Raw genomic sequence first — 21,116 nt, forward strand, 5'->3', positions numbered from 1 at the left:
TTAGCTAACACATTAAGCTAATTTCTAATATTTTTTAAATTGATTAGCATCGGACAGATAATTTATGCCAAAAGTTACCGTACTACCCCACCACGAAATTTGCCCTGAAGGCGCAGAAGTTGAGCTACAAGCTGGTGACAACTTATGCAAAGCACTATTAGAAAAAGGCATTAAAATCGAGCATGCTTGTGAGATGTCAAAAGCTTGTACCACATGCCATGTTGTAGTACGTAAGGGTTTCAACAGTTTAGATGAGATGGATGATATCGAGGCGGATCTACTTGATCGTGCTTGGGGACTAGAGCCTGATTCACGTCTGTCTTGTCAGGTCATGCTTGATGATGAGGATTTGACCATCGAAGTTCCTAAATATACCCTCAACCATGCTAAAGAAAATCATTAAACACTGATGATACTTTCTAGTTAAGATTAAAAAAGGCCAGCTATCACATAGCTGGCCTTTTTCTATATATAATTTTAAGACGATAGACTTAAAACACTTACTTGCGATTGGCATCCTCACGCTTACTTTCTGCTGCTATGCTCTTTACTACTTTTTCCTCCTCTTGCTCGATGCGTTCCAGCGCAAAATTTAAACGAGCTCTAATATCTTGATAATCATTGTCTTTCATATCTTTGAAATTTAAATGCAAATTGAAACCGGGCAATGTGTGGTCGACCCATTTAGACAAATGACCTGTACTGGCACTAGGGTCAAGTACTTGCCATGCATCGACCTTTTCATCAATACCCTTCAAACAAAATGCGGCAACGTGCTCGCATTCATAGTTATGGCATATATAATCGTAAGTGCTTTCACTGACCAGTATCTGATCTTTGCCCGCACAGGACTCAAGCCTAGAGGCTAGGTTGGCTTCTTTGCCAATGATGGTATAGCTTAGTCGACTATTACTACCAAAATTACCAACGTGACAGTAGCCAGTGGTAATACCAACACGTATATATAAGCCTTCAAACCCCATTAACCGCCATTTTTGGCGCAAAGTACGCATTTCGCGGCGCATATCAATTGCCATCGCCACACAATCTAGTGCATCTTGACGCGAGCCACGGCTATTCGGTTCACCAAAGAAACATACCATGCCATCACCAATAAACTTATCAAGCACTGCACCATGTTTATCAGCGATCGACGTCATGCAATGCATATAAGTATTGAGGATATCTGCCAAATTATCAGAGCTTAGACTATCAGACAGCTCGGTAAAGCCGACAATATCTGAAAACATGATAGTTATTTTTGCGCGTTTATTAGAAACCCTAACAGGGCTATCCGATTTGACAATAGGCTCCCAAATTTGTGGTGGCACAAAACGGGTAAGCTTATTGATCACTGATACCATTGTGTTCAGGCGTCCACTGGCCTGATGAGCACGTGCTTTAAAAGTAATATGTTGCTGATAGATACGCCTGAACTGGTACAAAATAACGCCTAAGCTTGCCACCATTACTATCAATGGTAATAGACCTTCATCAAAGTCCATACTATTCGCATTTAAGACTGTGCTAACGTAGAAAAACACAATGATAGTCACGACAGATACAGATAACAGTCTGAGGTGATTCTCAGGTCGGCTAAGAATGATACGTACACCAATCAAAGCAGCCAAACTGATTGATATGACCGTACAGCATTGTAGTGAGCCGATGACAACCGATAATAGAATAATAACGATATTAGACGTCCAAAAGCTAGTCTGACGTCGGTAGTTGTATATCAGGATCATGAGGCTTGGCAATGTGATAATAACCAATAATGCCATTGAGATAGAGCGGAAGTCGTAGTATATAGCACGCAATACAACCGTCAGTATTAACACGAATACTTCTGGATAGTCAAAATGACAGGTCCCAGTGTCCTTTAACGGCGTCATTGGTTTGAATGTCTCTGAGAAGGTCATATGAGATTCACTTAAATAAGGTGAGCTATCTGAGAGACAAAGGCATACTACACTAACATATGTACATTATTTGCCCTTATGACGATTTATCATAAGATATATCTAATAATATATTATACTTTCGAAATAAGTTTAAACAAGGTTACTGATGACTACAAGGCGACCTTTTATCTAGTTTATTCCCTCCTTTACACTTTTATTCAAATTTAAATAAAAAGAGAGACCAGATACATTTAAGTATTTGGCCTCCCTTTTTGCATATAGAATTTAGGTTCAAGCTATTCTTATTAAATGCAGGATAGAATGATAATTACATTTGCCAGTCAAACGGCATTTGGTGATGACCACGTAATGCCATCATTAATGTTTGCTGCATTTGCGCCAATACTTCTTTAGTATATGGCACCGCTGGCACACCCCATACTGGGTTTGGCCATTGCATATCATTCTGATAACGGACAATATGATGGAAATGAAGCTGTGGCACTTGATTACCAAGAGCGGCTACATTCATTTTATCAGCTTGAAAGGTTTTGGCTAACTGGCTCGACAACCAGCTCGACTCTCGTAAAAACTGTGTTTGATCTGCCTCAGACAGCTCATATAACTCTTTGATACCTGAGACACGCGGCACTAATATCAGCCAAGGAAATTGGCAGTCATTGATTAAACGACAAGTGGATAATGGAAAATCCCCCACTAAAAAACTATCAGCAGCAAGTTTATGATGAAGTTGGAACATAATGACGGTTCTCTTGTTATTTAATGCAAATAAAATATAGAAGGTTAAAAAGTTAGTTTGGCTATTTTATCAGTTATCGGGTTGATAAAATAGCACCATAATTTATTGGCTTAGATTAACTACCTAGCCTGCTTGACAACCAACTATGTACTAAGCAGGCTCTGTCACCATATGCTCGCTAAAATAGCGCAGCAGCTCTTGTATGACCGTCACACGCTGTTGCGGTTTGGCTAACTTATCGCTATTTTGGTAACGGATACCAGATGCGCCATTCATACGATAATGCTGACCATTTGATTGGATCAATTTAATAATCGCTAACGCATCAACTGGAGTGTCTGGCGCAAATTCCAGTGTCATACTACTACTGTTGGCATCGATTTTGTTGATCTTCAGTGGCTCTGCTTGTAAACGTAACCCATGAATGGCGAATAGCTGCTTGGTTTGATCTGGAAGTGCCCCGAAACGGTCAATCATTTCCGTACGAATATCCGTCAATGCCTCTTTATCATCGGTATTGCTAATACGCTTGTAGAACAATAAGCGCTGATGCACGTCATGTAGATACTCCTCTGGAATGAGAGCAGAGCTGTGTAGATTGATTTCACTGGTCAACGACAACGGTGTATTTAAATCAGGTTCCTTGCCAGCTTTGATGGCTTTAGTCGCACGCTCAAGCATATCCATGTATAAGCTAAAGCCAATCGCCTGCATATTACCACTTTGCTGCTTACCTAATATCTCCCCTGCACCGCGAATCTCTAAATCCTCACTTGCCAGCATAAAGCCTGCACCTAAAGTATTGGCACGCTCAATCGCATGCAAACGGCGCTTGGCATCACCTTTGAGGCCTTTAAGGGAAGGCACTAATAAGTAGCAATACGCTTGGTGGTGACTGCGTCCTACTCGGCCTCTCAGCTGATGCAATTGCGCAAGACCAAACTTATCTGCACGCTCAATGATGATCGTATTGGCATTGGGCACATCAATGCCCGTTTCGATAATGGTAGAACAAACCAACACATTGAATTTTTTATGATAAAACTGCTGCATGATCTGCTCAAGTTGGCACTCTTGCATTTGCCCATGAGCTACTCCTACTCGTGCTTCTGGCACTAGGTCACGAATGGTCTCTGCCATACGCTCAATACTGGCAACATCATTATGTAGAAGATAGACCTGCCCACCACGCAGAAGCTCACGCAATATGGCTTCTTTCATCAAGGCTTCTGTCTTTTGCATCACAAAAGTTTTGATGGCAAGTCGTCGTGCAGGTGGCGTGGCGATAATCGACATATCACGCATACCTGAGAGCGCCATATTTAGCGTTCTAGGGATCGGAGTCGCCGTCATAGACATACTATCGACATCTGTCTGAATAGCCTTGATACGCTCTTTATGACGTACTCCAAAGCGATGCTCTTCATCCACAATCATCAGTCCAAGGTTGGCAAACTTCACATCTGGTTGTAGCAGTTTATGGGTACCAATGACGATGTCCACTTTACCAGCAGCCAAATCAGCCAACACCATTTCTTGATGTTTTTTGCCGCCAAAGCGCGATAAGCTCTCGATACGAACTGGCCAATCGGCAAAACGATCGCGGAAATTGTCTTCATGCTGACCGGCAAGCAATGTGGTAGGCACCAGTACGGCAACCTGATAGCCAGCACTAACGGCAATAAAGGCGGCTCGCATCGCGACTTCTGTTTTACCAAAACCAACGTCGCCACAAATAAGACGATCCATCGGCTGGTTTTGTCTCATGTCTTCCATAACCGCACGAATGGCATTTGCTTGGTCAGCGGTTTCTTCAAAGGCAAATTGACTGGCAAATAATTCATACTGTGATGGGTCTATCTTAAAATGAATACCTACTTTGGCCTCACGTCTTGCCTGCATATTGAGCAATTCAGCAGCGACGTCATGAATTTGCTCTAATGCTTTTTGCTTGGCTCGGTCCCATTTACCACTACCAATCTTATGTAGCGGTGCTAAGGCAGGATCGCCGCCACTATAGCGACTAATCATTTGCAGATTGGCCACTGGCACATAGATACTAGCGTCATCAGAATATTTTAAATGGATAAATTCTTGCTCACCATCGCCCACATCTAAGGTAATCAAGCCATTATAACGACCGATACCATGCTCAATATGCACTACTGGACTGCCATCTGTTATCTCAGTGACGCTTTTAACCAAGAACTCTTCTGACACACCGCTTTGGCGACGACGGCGCGTCTGTAAGACTTGACGACCAAACAGCTGTGTCTCGCTAATCAACACCAAGCGTTCAGGCACATAGACACCGCGCTCAATTGGCGCTACGGTCAGACCGACATGCGGTAGATGACTGTTATTAATAGCGCTGGTTTTATCTGCGGCTAAAAAGGCTTCAAAGCTATCGTACGCCTTGATATCAATCTTGCCCTTAAACAGTTCAATGAGAATCTCGCGACGGCCTGCGGTTTCTGCAACGATTAGTACGGGTGTTGAAGTCTTTGATTGCGTATCCAAGAAGTCGAGCAATTCAGATAATGGTTCAGACTTTTGATGATTGACTGCTAACTGTGGCGGTTCTTGAGCACTTAATGTCACCAGTCCTTGTTGTTTAGTGACACTCGATGGCAATGGTATTTGTGAGGCATCTATACTTTCTGACACTGCCACATCATTCATCGTAGCCAGTTCATCACGAGCACTTAATATTACTCTTGGATACTGATTTAGCTGTTCGTTAAGCGCGTTAGATAGTAGATACAGCATTGTTGGCTCTACGATAGGCTTATCAATATCATGTCGACGTTCTTCGTAGCGGCGCTGGATTTGTGACCAGTAATCAGCTTGTTTTTCATTGATTAACTCATCGGTGATAAACAACGCATCGCTTGGTAAATAGGAAAATAAACTACTCTCCACCTCCCAGTCTTTCAAGTCAAAAAATAGCGGCTGATAATACTCTAATCCGCTACTAGCAATCCCTGCCATTACGTCTTTATGCAGCTCAGACTTTCGGCTACTGGTATTGGGGAACATCGCGGCAAAGTTTGTGCGGAACGTCTCACGCCCTTCATCGAGCGGAAACTCTTTTGCAGGCAAGATTTGAAATTGGTCGATAGGTTTAGAGATATCTGGCATTTTATGCAGTAGTGACAATGACTCCTTCGCCATACTGGTATCGTTGCCCGTTAACATCGCCTTCAAATCATCGGCAGTCAATGTACGCTGCGTTTGAGGATGAAAAAAGCGAATCGTTTCGATTTCATCATCGAACAAGTCTAAACGTAGCGGAAAAGGTTGACCCATGGCAAAAATATCAATAATACTGCCACGTACTGCAAACTCACCTGGTTCAAAGACATTTTCAACAGCGCGGTAACCAGCCTTTGCCAGTAGCCCGCGTTGGGTATTAATATCAAATCGATCACCGACACTCAAATCAAAGTGCTGACCAATTAACCAACTTGGCGGTGCGACGCGATGCATGAGGGCTTGTATCGAAATAAGCAGCACACCTGTTTTTGGCATATCCGTCAACAGATTGATGCGTTCGCTGACGATGTCTTGATGCGGAGATAGCTCATCATAGGTTAGCGTTTCCCAGTCCGGGAATACGTAAGCATCGACTCCGCAAAATGCCAGCTCAGTCTCTATTTGATTGAGTTGGTTTTGGTCACGTGCCACCACAACTTTTAGGCGCTCGGCAACATTCCACATAGGCGTTTGAACCAAGCTTGCCAGCCACAAACTGCTAACCGCACCATGGACAGGCGCTAGCCAACGCCGCTCGGCATTTTGGATAGGAAACAACTGCTGGTTAATAGGGTCAAACGCGTCAGTCAGAGCAGTAATAGGCATAAAGAGTAGAATCAAAGTTAAGGAGTCAGAAAGCTATTATACGAATATTTGAGCAATTACCAAAACTTATGCCGTAACGGTTTGTCACTTAAGAGTTTACTCATTAATGCTTTAGGGTTAACAACGATTATTGCGCTTTAACTGTCATTACACAATAAAAAACCCCAACTTATCAGCTGAGGTTTTCGTTTTTGCTAATCAAGCCAAGCCTAAAACCTCAGCTGATAAGTGGTTTATCACTAGCGATGATACCATTGTTATCAGCATAAACGAACATACCTGAATTCAACATCAAATTACCGAAGCTGATTTCGATATCCGTTTGACCTTCATCACGGCGGGTTGATTTACGCGGGATACAACCAAGCGCCATCACACCAAGATCCATCTCTGCCATGTCATCAACATCGCGGACACAGCCATATACAATTACCCCAGCCCAGCCATTATCGATAGCTGATTGTGCAATCATATCGCCTAGTAGTGCACAGCGCATAGAGCCGCCGCCGTCAACGACCAATACTTTGCCATTACCTTCTTTGTCTTTGCCACCGCTATTCAATAGTGACTTAACGCGGCTATTGTCTTCAAAGCACTTAACCGTCACGATTTCACCGCAGAATTTGTCTTTCGCACCAAACTGACGGAATGACTTGCCTTCGATATTTGGTAAGCATACTTGCGACTCAGGATTGGCATCCAATAGATCACAAGTGACAAAATTACCTCTATCCATTTGTATCGATTCTGACATTGCTCCTGCTCCTTGTTTTTAGTGATTCAACTGACTGGTATTCAAATACTTATTGATACTTTGATAATAGTTATTGTATTTTTTACTCTTGTATTCTCGTTTTAATGCAATCTTGTCCCAATGCAATTAACAATCGATATCTGTAGATTTCCAGTTGTGAGACTGAGTCTGTCACTAGAAAAAATGTACTTTATTTTTTGACACGAGTCATCGCTAGCATCTGCTTATTTTCGATAATATCGATATGCTTGATTTGAGGTTCAGTACGATATTTACTACGATGATAGATATCATGAGCACTCATGGCCATGGCACTAGCAACGCGTTTAGCAGAGATAGGATGTAACGATAGTGACTCTGACACGAGCGGCGAAATGAGTTTAAAGGCTTTTTGACCAAGGCTCTCAAGCGGACGACCTTTATGCTTACCAAGCAATAATGACGGGCGGAAGACGACCAATTGGCCAAAATCTAATGCCATAACAGCCTGCTCTGTCTCAGCCTTGACTCGATTGTATAAAAAACGACTGTCAATATCCGCATTCATTGAGGAGAGTAAAAAGAAATTCTCTACCCTTTTGTCACGACATAACTTGGCAAAATTTACGTTATAGTCTCGATCTACCTTGCGAAAAGCCTCATCACTACCAGCCTGCTTTTTTGTCGTACCCAAACAACTAAAAGCATCCGTAGTTCGATCGGCACCAACACTTGCAAACACTTCAGAGAGATTATCAAAATCATTGATTTGATAAAAACGCATGCTGGCATTAATGTAGCGTGGCGGACGACGAGCAATCACAATCAATGTGTCATAAAGCTCACTTAGTTGCTTTACCAAATGCTGCCCTACTAACCCCGTTGCGCCAATCACAATTGCTTTTCGCTGCATATCCTATCCACTTATATAACATTTGATGAACTATATTGATGAGAAAATACCTATATCAAGGCCTATCGTTAGAATATCATACCTAAATTCCTCAATAACTGACGCTATTATATAGGATATATTGTAAGAGATTTTATCAACCCTCTACGTCTATCAGCGCTTACTACTGATTTAGTTACTAGAATGACCCAAATTCGATGATATTACGTAACTTCTTTGAGCATTAATCATCAAATATATTGTCCTTAGTTCAATAATTTGCTAAGATAATCGGCTTTACACGTCAACGCTGTTTAATTATTCCAAACAGCTCTGACGCTTACGATGATCTATTCATATTAGATGCTTTAATATTAGACATCGACATCATATTTGACGAGACGGCTGCTCGTCACCGATGATTGTTAAACCCATTATTGCAATCAACATTCATATTTTTATCTATCTTTATCAAGGAGATACGCGTGGCTAATACTGCACAAGCTCGTAAACGCGCCCGTCAAAACACCAAACGTCGTCAGAACTCTGCGTCACAACGCTCTATGGTTCGTACTTACTTAAAACGTGTTGATGCGGCTATCGCAGCTAAAGATTATGACGCGGCTACCGAAGCTTACAAAAAAGCGGTACCAGTTCTTGATCGTATGGCTGACAAAGGTATTATTCATAAGAATAAAGCTGCTCGTCGTAAGAGCCGCCTAAACAAAACAATCAAAGGCCTACAAGCTTAAGATTTGTATTGATTAGACCGCATTTCGCTTTTATAGCGTAATGACTAAAACCTTGTCACTGGTTCTAATACCGTGGCAAGGTTTTTTTATGCCTATTCAAAACGTATTCAATGAACAGCTTCCCTATCAACTCATTTCAATTTGCGATTAAGAACAAAACATTAATTCCACTGCACTTCTGGCGGCAATAGCAACTTGCTAGGATGGTAACCAGCTGCACGATAACCGTCTAACAATGAACTAATCGGCCGAGTATATACCTGACCTCGCCAAATAAAATGCGCACTCGCTTGATCAAATGGCTTATCATCAAACCATAAAAATACGCCTTCCATCATTTTCGGCCAATCATTCCAATCAATCTCTATCACATCGAACATAACTGCTAAGAACGCAGATAGCAATGTATCATGACTCACAGCAAGCATCAGATGACCATGTTGCGGCTGATTCTGGTAAAAAAGCGACAGGATATCCAAACCCCCTTGATAGGTGTTTTTAGTCCCTTCGAGATTGCCTTGCAAAAAACGATTAATAAAGTTCAGCACACCAATTTCTTTGAACACAGGATTGGCTATTTCAGGCTCAGTGACAAGACTGCCAGGCTCAACTAACAATGATTGATGCGTAATGTCACGCCGTAGTCCTGCCCCCTCTTGCATCAGCTGCGCGGTATCGATACAACGCCCAATGGGGCTGGAGATACTATCGACGTCGAGCGAATATGGTAGATGACCTGATAACCAACGACCCCAAGACTTTGCCAGTATACGGCCTTTAGGAGTCAACGGTAACTGATAGCTGGCAAAACCATTACCATCAGAGCGCTCGCGTAAAGAGTGCCTGGTAAATAGTATCAGTCGCTTATTTTCAGGCAATAGACTGACGGAGGAAATCATACTATCTGGTAGGTGCGAAGGTGCAGGCGCGCTTGGGGTGTGACTCGCAAGCTTGTCAGCAGATATTTTGGACAGGGTGTTGTTCAGATATTTACTCATGACAGCAAGCCTAGCAGATTTCTTATCAGGAATGAACCACAGACAAATCTAGTTGCAATATATCTTATAAATACTCTGCACTCTTTAAAAAAAACGCTTTATTCAAAAGAGTCTATGTCTAGAATAAATGAAGATTTACAAGATATTTACACACGGTCCTAGCCAATATCAATAACTTTGTCCCATGCAAACTCTAATGCCGTACTACTAACTTCATTTGGATAGGCTCGTGGATTGACGATCACTCGCGTATTACCAATTCTATAATCAAATGCTTCATGAGTATGTCCGTGTACCCATAGCATCGGTGCCCAGTCTTCGTGCATCCATCCTGACAAGTCACTAACGAAAGCCGCATTACTCGGTAGATTGGCATATTTTTCAGACACCGATAATGCACTGACGCTATGATGACTCATGACTACTGTTTTTTTACCTAGTTCATGAGATTTGATCAATGCTTGCTGTAGCCACTGACGATGCTTGGCATGAATCTGCATAGATATTTCAGGCGAAAACAGTTCGTTGCCTGCATAGATTTGCTTGTAGTCACGCATAAAATGCCTAGCAGCAGCCATGGTGTCTTCATTAGCATGATACTGATAGTCGGTCCAAAGCGTACAACCTAAAAGGCGTATATCACCGATATCGATATGCTGGCATTGTAATACGCGAACTCCTTTTTTAGACGCAGTATCATAGTTATCCCAAGTTGCCAGTTTATGGTCAAAGCTCAACACATCTTCATCAAAGTATTCATGATTACCAGCGATAGTAATCAGGGGAACTTCTAAGCGTGCTGCTTGCTCTTGCAACCACGGCATACCTTTGTCGCTATTAGCAGTATCCCCTGCTACTAATACTAAATCTGCATCAGTTTTAGGAATATGTCCAACGGGGTGCGATTGACGTGCATAACTATCAATATGTAAGTCACTCAATATCTGTAATTTCATATTATCCAACATCATTTAGTGGCGTTATTATTAAAAATCTAATTAGCGATAAACGCTCATAGCAGTACTACTGATATTTAGCTAAATGAGCGTTTTTCATATAGTTATTATATTTTAGAAAGGTTGTAAGAATAAATTTAAGTAGTGTAGCAGCTTTTCCTCGACCATCAAAAAGTAAAAAGACAGCCATTTAGGCTGTCTCTTTTTCTCAACATCTATTCAAACTTAAATACTTTGAAGTATTGTCTGCAGTTTAGCAGCAGGGTCTGAAGCTTGCGTGATCGAACGGCCAATGACTAAATAATCAGAGCCATCTATTAGCGCCTGACTTGGTGTACAGATACGTTTTTGATCATCTGCATTGTCTTCAGCTAAGCGAATACCAGGCGTTACCAGTTTGAAGTCTTGACCACATAATTCTTTAAGTGCCTTTGCTTCTTGAGCCGAACAAACTACCCCATCAAGACCAGCTTGCTTGGTCAATTGTGCTAGTCGGCTCACTTGGGTATCTAAGCTATCAGTGATGCCTGTTTGCATCAACGCTTCACTATCCATAGAGGTTAATACAGTGACTGCGATAAGTAAGGTATCAAGATCTCTATCTAGCAAACGCTGTTTTGCCAACGACATGGCTTCTAGACCTGCGCTAGCATGGACATTCACCATCCAGACACCAAGTTCAGCGGCAGCCAATACTGCTTGAGCAGTAGTATTAGGAATGTCATGGAATTTTAAGTCTAAGAACACTTCAAAATCACGTTGATGCAATGCCTTGATGATATCAGGACCACAACGGGTAAACAGCTCTTTACCGACTTTCAATCGACATTGAGACGGATCTAACTGGTCAGCTAACGCTAGAGACGCCTCTACCGTCATATTGTCTAGAGCGACGACAACTGGAGAGTTAATTACATTATTCATGGTTTTACCATATATTTTGAAGTTATCAAAGTATTGTATTTGAGGTCAGTACTGCGATTTTTGAACTATTAACTAGGAGAGCACCTAAAAGATTACTTACTGACTTAATCTCGTCTACGCTTAGACAGAGTAGAGCCTTCAGTTAGGCTAGTTGCGTCAGTATTCTGTACATTGGTAGCAGAAGCACCATAAACAGCTTCATCTACTGTTGGCGCGGTTGCTTGACGATCGATAATTGTATTGGCTTGAGTCAATTGCTCTTGTAGGTTTGCATTTGCTTTTTGCAGGCGTGAGATTTCCCACTTATTCTGTAGCACACGAAAGATAAGCAATGCTAGTAAAATACCAATAACAATACCCAGCATCAAACACAAAATAAGTAGCAACCCTAGGTTCATCGTAGGTGCTTGCGAAAACAGTAGGTTGACTCCGACCTCAGTATTATTTGCCAATACCAAACCAAGTGAATAGGCAAAGCTCAAGAATAGCAATACAAATAGTAAAAAGCGCATGAGACAGTTACCTCAGTTTGGAATGATAAATTTTGACGGTTAGATAGCCAGTGCTGGTTTAATTAACCGTTTGCTACCGTATCGTTTACTGCTTCGCGTAAGGCCTTGCCTGGCTTAAAATGTGGAATCGCTTTAGCCGGTACAGGTACGCTTTCACCTGTCTTAGGATTGCGTCCCATACGGGCACGGCGATGATGTAGACAAAAACTACCGAATCCGCGAACTTCGACTCGGCCATCATTGGCTAAAGTATGGGTCATCAAGTTTAAGATTTCACGCACTGCGTCATCAACCACGGTATCTGCCATGTTGTCACAGTTTGCACTCAAATTACTAATAAATTCGGATTTGTTAATCGCTTGCTGCATTATTACGCTTGCCTTGTTGATTGATGGATAAGCTGATGATAAGTCAACGCTCTATAGTACGTAAATGCGTTTGTATAATTAAACTATATATACTGAATCTTTGAAAACTAACATTCAGAATCATATTATGACCATAAAAAGCTTATAACTATCATCTCGTTACTCAATGGTGCAAATGATAGCGGATATTAGCGTAAATGGGAATAAGAGTTTGCCCATTTGGCTAAAAACCTCTATTACTAACTGTGTTAATAAAATCTAATCATAAAAAAAAGCGACCGAAGTCGCTTTTTTTATATTACTTTTATATCAATAGTTTGCAGCTTACTGCATTTGCTCTTTGATCAAATCACCAATAGTTTTTGGCTGTGCATCAGAACCTGGAGCAGCAGTAGTGTTGGTGCTACCAAGATCTTTAATCGCTTGACGCTCTTCAGCTTCGTCTTTCGCTTTGATAGACAAGTTGATGTTGCGTGTTTTACGATCAACACTGATGATTTTAGCTTCAACGTCATCACCAACAGTCAGATGCTTAGTTGCATCTTCAACGCGGTCACGTTGGATTTCAGAAGCACGTAGATAAGCTTCAACTTCGTCAGCAAGTTCGATAGTAGCGCCTTTGGCATCTACTTCTTTTACTTTACCATTAACGATAGCACCACGGTCATTGTTGACTAGGTATTCGTTGAATGGATCAGAGCTTAACTGCTTCACGCCTAGGCTGATACGGTTAGCTTCTGCATCTACAGACAATACCATTGCTTCAACGGTGTCGCCTTTATTGTAGTTACGGATAGCATCTTCGCCAGTTTCGTTCCAAGAGATATCAGATAGATGAACAAGACCATCAATACCACCGTCTAGACCGATAAAGATACCGAAGTCAGTGATTGATTTGATAGTACCAGTGATTTTATCACCGCGCTCATGTTTCTTATCAAACTCATCCCATGGGTTAGCTAGAGTTTGTTTGATACCTAGGCTGATACGACGACGTTCTTCATCGATATCAAGAATCATTACTTCAACTTCATCGCCCACTTGAACAACTTTAGATGGGTGGATGTTTTTGTTGGTATGATCCATTTCTGATACGTGTACTAGACCTTCGATACCTTCAGAAATCTCAGCGAAACAACCATAGTCAGTCAAGTTGGTTACGCGAGCTTTTACAACACTACCTACTGGGTAAGTGCCGCCAACGTTATCCCAAGGATCAGTACCAAGTTGTTTTAGACCTAGGCTAACGCGGTTGCGTTCACGGTCAAACTTCAATACTTTAACTTTTAGGTCTTGGCCAACTTCAACAACTTCAGATGGATGCTTGATACGGCGCCATGCCATGTCAGTGATGTGCAATAGACCATCGATACCACCTAGATCAACGAACGCGCCGTAATCAGTAAGGTTCTTAACGATACCTTCGATCTCGATGCCTTCTTCAAGCTTGTTCAATAGCTCTTCGCGCTCAGCTGAGTTTTCAGCTTCCATAACTGCACGACGGCTAACAACAACGTTGTTGCGCTTCTGGTCAAGTTTGATGACTTTGAATTCTAGCTCTTTGCCTTCAAGATGCGTTGTATCACGGATAGGACGTACATCTACCAATGAACCTGGTAAGAACGCGCGTACTGAACCGATATCTACAGTGAAACCGCCTTTAACTTTGCTTGAGATAATACCTTTAACGATTTCATCGTTATCAGCGATTTTTTCAAGGAAGTTCCAAGTTTCAACACGTTTAGCTTTCTCACGTGACAGCAAGGTTTGACCCATGCCGTTATCAACCGCTTCAACTACGACATCAACGCTATCGCCAACTTCAACTTCAAGTTCGCCTTCTTCGCTTAAAAACTCTTCACGAGCGACGATACCTTCAGATTTAAGACCAGTATCTACTGTGATCCAATCACTATCGATGGCCACAACAGCACCTGTAATAACCGAGCCACGCTCGATATCTAGGCCCTGCTCTTCAATGCTCGCTTCAAATAGTTCAGCAAATGATTCCATTATGTCTACCTTTGTATAGCCGTATCCTGTCCAGCACAGTACGGATCAAATTTATGATTGTATAGAACGAAATACTGGTTTTATATCCCATGCAATCATATAAAAAAACGTTTGTTGATAGCGAGCTCATCGTAATTAAAACTGACTAACAACAACTGTCTTATATCGACTGCAATATCTTAAATAAACTAGGTTTTTCTTACTGCTTCAATAAAATTTAACTTAACCGTATTATTTTATACTAAAACAATGATTAATAGGAAACTTTTTGGTACTTAATATGTTGTTTTTACTAGCTATTAAATAACTAACTGTTGAAAAACACACCTTTATCTTGGCAATGCTTTTTGACCTGCTCATATACTGCATCGGCATTCAGTGCTGAACTATCAAGTAATAGGGCATCTGCCGCAGGCTTTGATGGCGCTGTACTGCGATTTTCATCACGGTCATCACGCTCTTTTATCGTCGCTAAAATCGCTTCAAAATCTGCTGTTTGACCAGCGTTCAACAACTGAGTCACACGGCGCTCTGCACGTGCTTCAGCACTGGCGGTCAAAAACACCTTAACATCAGCATCTGGGAAAACAACCGTACCCATATCGCGGCCATCAGCTACTAAACCAGAACGAGTGGCCATATCTTGTTGTAACTTAAGCAATGCTTGGCGAACCTGTGGAAAGACAGCTATCTGTGATGCATAGCCTCCGACCGTTTCATTGCGTACTTGCTCACCTACTGCTTGTCCATTAACAATGATATCTACACGTCCTGAGTCATTGTTTGGTACAAACGCTATCTCTAAGCTTTCAGTCAATGCCAGTACAGCATCTTCGTCAATTGATTGGCTAGCATCTGCGCTAATCAAACCCGCTTCAAAGGCTTTTAGTCCGACAATTCTATAAAGCGCACCAGAGTCTAACAACTGATAACCCAGTACTTGTGCCAGACGCCATGTAACAGTGCCTTTACCAGCGCCACTAGGACCATCGATACAAATAACAGGATAGCGCACTGATGAGATGTGGCTATTCTCTGTATTGAGTAAAACATTATCAGGTGTAGAACTAGTCATAATACTTACTCAATAATATGCGTTACTTATATCGCTTATCGTATGTCATTAATAAAACAATATTTATTCGTATGTTAAGTCTTTGATAGCCCATTGAAATGCGTGCTATCAAATAGGGCAATATTATAGCAAAAAATCATCGTGACCACTAGCACCAAGACTGATATCTTGTTTATTAGTATTTCTAGTTTACATAGTGGCTTTATTCTTTTTTGCCGCTTGCCTACGCTCACGAAAAAATGTCTTGAGTATTTGACTGCTATGCTCGCTGCATAACCCGCTATAGGCTTGAATACTATGGTTGTAAAAAGGTTGTAATGATAAGTCCATTTGACTACCAACCATCCCAGCACGCGGTTCACTCGCTGCGTACACCAGCTTGTTTACACGCGCATGGATTAATGCGCCGATACACATCGTACAGGGCTCTAGAGTGACATATAAAGTAGTCTGTAGCGGCAGGCGATAGTTTTCTAAACGTGTACAAGCGTCTCTCAATGCAACTATCTCTGCATGAGCAGTAGCATCATGGCTAATAATAGGTTGATTAAACCCTTTACCTATAATCTGCTGATCATGTACCAATACCGCACCTACCGGTACCTCTCCTCGCTCAGCACCTTGCTTAGCAAGCTGAATTGCTTGTTGCATCCATTTAATATCTTCAGCTAACCAAAAGGTGCTAGCCTGAATATTTAAAGGTTGATACGGCATTAAGCTTATATTCTGTATATTTTGCATTTATTGTGGTAATTGCCAGTCAATTGGAGTTTGGCCATACTGCACCAAGTAGTCATTTGTTTTAGAAAAAGGTTTAGTGCCAAAGAAGCCGCCACGGTTTGCCGCGAGTGGTGATGGATGTACCGCTGTCAAAATTAAATGCTTATCGGTATCGATATACTTACCTTTCTTCTGGGCTTTACTACCCCACAAAATAAATACGGTATGCTTTGTCTGTTCATTGACGGCATCGATGACGGCATCAGTAAACTGCTCCCAGCCTTTATTTTGATGACTATTTGGCTCGCCTTCTCGGACAGTTAGTGAGCTATTAAGCAGTAGAACGCCTTGCTGTGCCCAGTATGTCAAATCGCCATGCGCTGAAGGCCGAATGCCAATGTCATCTGCCATTTCTTTAAGTAAATTATTTAATGATGGTGGCTTAGGAATGGCTTTAGGAACAGAAAATGATAACCCCATAGCCTGACCTGGACGATGGTAAGGATCTTGGCCCAAGATTACCACTTTGACTTGCGATAACGGCGTAAGGTTCAGCGCATTGAACATCAATGGTGCAGGCGGATAGATACTATCATCCGACTGATAGGCCTCTTTTAAAAAAGCGCGTAGATTGTCCATATTCTCAGACGTTAATTCATCTGCTAATGCTGTTTTCCAGTCTTCTGGTAAACGGACATTGTCTAAAATCGCTTGTTTTTGTTCTGGAGTCTTGGTTGTCGGTTCATCAAAAAGTTCCATAGTGTGTCCTTTTTATACTTATTATCTTGTTATAAGTTCCATAGCTTTGTTAAAGCCAGCTTAATGTAAATAATCATACTAACAAAAAATGGTGTACGCTTTGTTAATAAATTATAGCAATAAAAAAACGGCTACCGCTGTAATACGGTAGCCGTTTTTGTCATATTAGCACCAGTAACTTAGCTAGCTAGAGACTCAGAATCAGGATGCGGTTCATGAGTTTCAACAACTGTTAGAATAATACGACTATCAGCTGAGCCTTTGTCTGATACCTTATCAAGCTTCATCGTATCACTCTCTTGGGAATCATCGACTTTAGGCTCTAAAGTCAGATGTACGACACCGCCATTGACCAAATCACCAAACAAAATCATACTTGCCAATGGTTTTTTGATTTCATCCTGAATCAGACGTTGCATCGGACGTGCACCCATTAGACGGTCATAGCCTTTATCTGCTAGGTAATCACGTACATCATCATCAATCTCTAATGTCACTTGTTTATCATCAAGCTGTACTTGCAATTCAACTAAGAACTTATCGACAACTGATACGACAACTGATGTATCTAGAGGGTTGAACTGAATAATGGCGTCTAAGCGATTACGGAACTCTGGCGTAAAGACACGTTTCAGCGACTCTGTATTATCACGGCTATGGTCTTGTTGAGTAAAGCCCATTGACGAGCGACTGATACTATCAGCACCAACGTTCGTTGTCATAATAACGATGACCTGTTTAAAGATTGCTACACGACCGTTGTTATCGGTCAATGTACCATGGTCCATTACTTGTAGTAACAGGTTGAATACATCCGGATGCGCCTTTTCAATCTCATCAAGCAACAACACACAATGTGGATGCTGATTGATTTTTTCGGTGAGTAAGCCGCCTTGATCATAGCCAACATAACCTGGAGGCGCACCAATCAAGCGTGATGCCGTGTGCGCTTCCATATACTCTGACATATCAAAGCGTACCAATTCTACACCTAACAGGTTCGCTAACTGACGCGATACTTCTGTTTTACCCACACCAGTCGGACCTGCAAACATAAATGAACCGATTGGCTTATCAGGTGCTTTTAATCCTGCACGTGATAACTTAATAGCATCAGCCAATGTGGCAATTGCCTCATCTTGACCAAATACCAAGTGCTTCAGATCTCGATCTAAATGCTCAAGGATACTCTTATCATCACTCGATACAGATTTGGGTGGAATACGGGCCAATTTAGCAATAATAGCTTCAATATCAGCCACATCGATTTTCATCGGTGGCTTTTGACCTTTTGATAACTTCACACCATCTGCTGATTTAGCACTATCGCTCGCTTTCGCAGTCGCTGCTTCATCCTGCATTTCATTATCTGTATCACCCTCGATACCTTCAATATCAGCATTAATCTGCGCATCAAAATCTTGCTCTAAATCAGCAATGAAACTTTCTTCCGCTTCGATATCATCGACATCAGGCACCACGCCTAAGCGCTTGTACGCACCTGCTTCATCAATCACGTCAATGGCTTTATCAGGTAAAAAACGCTCATGAATATGCTTGGCTGATAACTGTACCGCTGTGACCAACGCTTCATCCGTATACTCAACATTATGGAATTCTTCATAACGAGGTTTTAGGCCACGCAGGATATCGATGGTGTCATCCACACTAGGTTCTTTAACATCGATTTTTTGGAAACGACGCGACAATGCATGGTCTTTTTCAAATACTTGGCGATACTCAGTAAAGGTTGTTGAACCGATACAACGTAGCTCGCCGTTGGCAAGTGCAGGCTTAATCAAATTAGACACATCCATATTGCTGCTCATAGATGAACCAGCACCAATAATCATATGAATTTCATCAATAAAGAGAATAGCATTTGGTTTTTTCTTTAACGCATCAAGCAATGACTTCATGCGTTTTTCAAAGTCACCGCGATACTTAGTTCCCGCAATCAATGAACCGATATCAAGGCTATAAATCACGCAACCATTAAGTGGCTTTGGTGCTTTATCGTTAATGATTAACCATGCCAAACCTTCAGCAATAGAGGTTTTACCTACGCCAGGCTCACCTACTAGCAATGGGTTATTTTTACGACGACGGCATAGTACTTGGGCAGCACGTTCAATTTCAGAGGCACGACCAATCAAAGGATCTGTTTTACCTTCGGCAGCTCGCTGGTTTAGATTGGTCGCAAATTCAACCAGTGGATCTTTACTGGTCTTTTCAGAGGCACTACGGCGTTCAGTGCCTGCAGAACCGCGTGATTCAGAAGGCTCTTCTTTATCTTGACCATGTGATAAATACTGAGTTAGCTCAAGGCGACTGATACCTTGTTTTTTAAGCAGGTAGACAGCATAGGTATCATGTTCTGAAAACATAGAGACCAAAATATCAGAGCCTTCTACCAAACGACCACCACCGATCGACTGCACGTGAAAAATAGCACGTTGCAAGATACGATCAAAGCTTTGAGTCGGCTGCGGTGACTGTTCTGTATCAGCATCGATAGTTGGCGTGTGTTTATTAATATAAACCTCAAGCTCGGTACGCAACGCCGAGACATTAGCATTACAAGCAGTCAACGTATTGGCAGCATGAGTGTTTTCTAATAAGGCCAAAAGCAAGTGTTCAACAGTGAGATACTCATGCGATTTTTGGCGCGCAAGCGTCATTGCTAAACGTAGAGAAACTTCAAGATGACGACTTAACATAACAACTTCCTACGGTTATATCTATCTTTATAATTGATAGTTTTATGAATGAGTTAGTAAGTAAATCAGGGCGGTAGATGAATTGTTCAAGGGCTATATTCGTATTATTAGAAGTCATGAATAAATGAGGTGAGCGGTAGACTATTTACTAAATACTATAATCTCGCTATCAGCCAACAGTAATCATAACTATCAATGGCCGCTTTTCTTTATATCAACACGATACTTCAACGGAGTCAATCTATTAACACAGACTAAAATGTATCAAAGCGTGCTACAAGCTAGTAGCGACAACCTTGATAACGAATATTAAATGTTTAAAAACTGATTAGATAGAAAGAGAGATTGATGTTTTAGAAGCTAGTAATGACGTGGTTTTAGCAAGTTCAACGGAGATACTTAGTCTAAGACTATTGAATAGGATTCTCTAATAGATAGGGTTATTTGCTATAGAAATCAAGGCCCTATGGATAATAAATCTATTTTAAAATATTCTACTTGTATATAAGAGGAGTGACTGAAAAGTCAAAAAAGCTCACTATAAAGGTGAGCTTTGATATGAATTACTGGGAAATAAAGAACAGTAGGTAAAACTTTAATAGAGCCATATATTAGTACAAGAAACTAATAAATTGCTCTACTCGCCTTGATGCGGTTCGATTTGAGTTAATAACGGATAACCTTCACGATGTGCCAGACTATTTACTTTTTTAGCCTTGGTCTCGGCGATATCTTTGGGATAAATGCCAGCAATACCTTTGCTGCTATTATGAATAGTCAGCATAATCTCGACCGCAGAATCCATACTATGACGAAATTCTGACTGCAATATGTATACAACAAACTCCATCGGCGTGTAGTTGTCATTGTACATAACGACCGCATACATAGGCGGTTTGGCTACTTCAGGCTCTGCGACCAATACATCTGCTTGCGGTGACGTTTCACCATCGGTATCACCGTCTTGTGCACGATGAGCAGGCATATTGGGAAAGTGCCAATCAGCAACCGTTGGCGTGGCTTGTGATATCATTTTTTTCATCATAATCAAAATATAATTATAAGGTAAGTTTAAGATAGAGAATGTTAAGGCAGGCGATAAGACATGGTATAAAGCAGAACCACTAATTAGGGCTATTGTGCTTTGATTTCAACCACAGCATCGTCAC

The 21,116-nt window shown here is 41.5% G+C and carries 18 protein-coding genes; 2 read left to right on the forward strand and 16 right to left on the reverse strand.

Annotated elements, in window-relative coordinates:
• Positions 1-64 precede the first annotated feature (64 nt).
• Positions 65-403 (forward strand): ISC system 2Fe-2S type ferredoxin, encoded by a 339-nt coding sequence (fdx, locus tag ACHEVO_RS05855; RefSeq protein WP_394124266.1) that lies wholly within the window; start codon positions 65-67, stop codon positions 401-403.
• A gap of 97 nt (positions 404-500) precedes the next feature.
• On the opposite strand, the gene ACHEVO_RS05860 is transcribed toward fdx, so the two are convergent.
• The 5 genes from ACHEVO_RS05860 to ACHEVO_RS05880 all read right to left on the reverse strand — a co-directional run bounded on the left by ACHEVO_RS05860 (position 501) and on the right by ACHEVO_RS05880 (position 8,171).
• Entirely contained in the window at positions 501-1,922 is a 1,422-nt protein-coding gene (locus ACHEVO_RS05860; RefSeq protein ID WP_394124267.1) for an adenylate/guanylate cyclase domain-containing protein, read from the reverse strand.
• A gap of 310 nt (positions 1,923-2,232) precedes the next feature.
• Positions 2,233-2,664, reverse strand: coding sequence for an HIT domain-containing protein (locus ACHEVO_RS05865; protein WP_057759208.1), 432 nt, complete (start codon positions 2,662-2,664; stop codon positions 2,233-2,235).
• A gap of 150 nt (positions 2,665-2,814) precedes the next feature.
• Positions 2,815-6,525 carry a transcription-repair coupling factor gene (gene mfd, locus ACHEVO_RS05870; RefSeq protein ID WP_394124268.1) on the reverse strand — a complete coding sequence of 1,237 codons (3,711 nt, stop codon included), beginning with the start codon at positions 6,523-6,525 and terminating at the stop codon, positions 2,815-2,817.
• Between the two features lie 217 nt (positions 6,526-6,742).
• Positions 6,743-7,279, reverse strand: coding sequence for a ribonuclease E activity regulator RraA (gene rraA, locus ACHEVO_RS05875; RefSeq protein WP_394124269.1), 537 nt, complete (start codon positions 7,277-7,279; stop codon positions 6,743-6,745).
• Positions 7,280-7,469: 190 nt separating this feature from the next.
• Positions 7,470-8,171, reverse strand: coding sequence for an NAD-dependent epimerase/dehydratase family protein (locus ACHEVO_RS05880; RefSeq protein ID WP_296208019.1), 702 nt, complete (start codon positions 8,169-8,171; stop codon positions 7,470-7,472).
• A gap of 464 nt (positions 8,172-8,635) precedes the next feature.
• Between ACHEVO_RS05880 and rpsT the strand changes: the two genes are divergently transcribed.
• Positions 8,636-8,902 (forward strand): 30S ribosomal protein S20, encoded by a 267-nt coding sequence (gene rpsT / locus ACHEVO_RS05885; RefSeq protein ID WP_010200097.1) that lies wholly within the window; start codon positions 8,636-8,638, stop codon positions 8,900-8,902.
• Between the two features lie 161 nt (positions 8,903-9,063).
• Here rpsT and ACHEVO_RS13420 read toward each other — a convergent pair whose 3' ends face one another.
• From ACHEVO_RS13420 to ACHEVO_RS05945, 11 genes are all read right to left on the reverse strand, one after another.
• Positions 9,064-9,900 (reverse strand): histidine phosphatase family protein, encoded by an 837-nt coding sequence (locus ACHEVO_RS13420; RefSeq protein WP_296207559.1) that lies wholly within the window; start codon positions 9,898-9,900, stop codon positions 9,064-9,066.
• Positions 9,901-10,058: 158 nt separating this feature from the next.
• Positions 10,059-10,871 (reverse strand): metallophosphoesterase, encoded by an 813-nt coding sequence (locus ACHEVO_RS05900; protein WP_394124270.1) that lies wholly within the window; start codon positions 10,869-10,871, stop codon positions 10,059-10,061.
• 210 nt (positions 10,872-11,081) lie between these two features.
• Positions 11,082-11,780 carry an orotidine-5'-phosphate decarboxylase gene (gene pyrF / locus ACHEVO_RS05905; RefSeq protein WP_394124271.1) on the reverse strand — a complete coding sequence of 233 codons (699 nt, stop codon included), beginning with the start codon at positions 11,778-11,780 and terminating at the stop codon, positions 11,082-11,084.
• Positions 11,781-11,884: 104 nt separating this feature from the next.
• A complete protein-coding gene (locus ACHEVO_RS05910) occupies positions 11,885-12,292 on the reverse strand; it encodes a lipopolysaccharide assembly protein LapA domain-containing protein (RefSeq protein WP_394124272.1) in 408 nt (135 codons plus the stop codon).
• Positions 12,293-12,354: 62 nt separating this feature from the next.
• Entirely contained in the window at positions 12,355-12,660 is a 306-nt protein-coding gene (locus ACHEVO_RS05915) for an integration host factor subunit beta (RefSeq protein WP_057759195.1), read from the reverse strand.
• A 324-nt stretch (positions 12,661-12,984) separates the two neighbouring features.
• Entirely contained in the window at positions 12,985-14,673 is a 1,689-nt protein-coding gene (gene rpsA, locus ACHEVO_RS05920) for a 30S ribosomal protein S1 (protein WP_057759193.1), read from the reverse strand.
• A 307-nt stretch (positions 14,674-14,980) separates the two neighbouring features.
• Complete coding sequence (gene cmk, locus ACHEVO_RS05925) at positions 14,981-15,748, reverse strand: (d)CMP kinase (RefSeq protein ID WP_394124273.1); 768 nt, start codon at positions 15,746-15,748, stop codon at positions 14,981-14,983.
• 189 nt (positions 15,749-15,937) lie between these two features.
• On the reverse strand, positions 15,938-16,462 hold the full coding sequence (gene tadA / locus ACHEVO_RS05930; RefSeq protein ID WP_394124274.1) for a tRNA adenosine(34) deaminase TadA: 525 nt from the start codon (positions 16,460-16,462) through the stop codon (positions 15,938-15,940).
• A 27-nt stretch (positions 16,463-16,489) separates the two neighbouring features.
• Complete coding sequence (locus ACHEVO_RS05935; RefSeq protein WP_201605546.1) at positions 16,490-17,227, reverse strand: uracil-DNA glycosylase; 738 nt, start codon at positions 17,225-17,227, stop codon at positions 16,490-16,492.
• A 179-nt stretch (positions 17,228-17,406) separates the two neighbouring features.
• Positions 17,407-19,947, reverse strand: coding sequence for an AAA family ATPase (locus ACHEVO_RS05940; RefSeq protein WP_394124275.1), 2,541 nt, complete (start codon positions 19,945-19,947; stop codon positions 17,407-17,409).
• A gap of 637 nt (positions 19,948-20,584) precedes the next feature.
• Complete coding sequence (locus tag ACHEVO_RS05945; RefSeq protein ID WP_057759185.1) at positions 20,585-20,992, reverse strand: ATP-dependent Clp protease adaptor ClpS; 408 nt, start codon at positions 20,990-20,992, stop codon at positions 20,585-20,587.
• Between the last annotated feature and the right edge of the window lie 124 nt (positions 20,993-21,116).

It is taken from the genome of Psychrobacter nivimaris, from assembly GCF_043419765.1.
In the GTDB taxonomy this organism is placed as follows: Bacteria; Pseudomonadota; Gammaproteobacteria; order Pseudomonadales; family Moraxellaceae; genus Psychrobacter.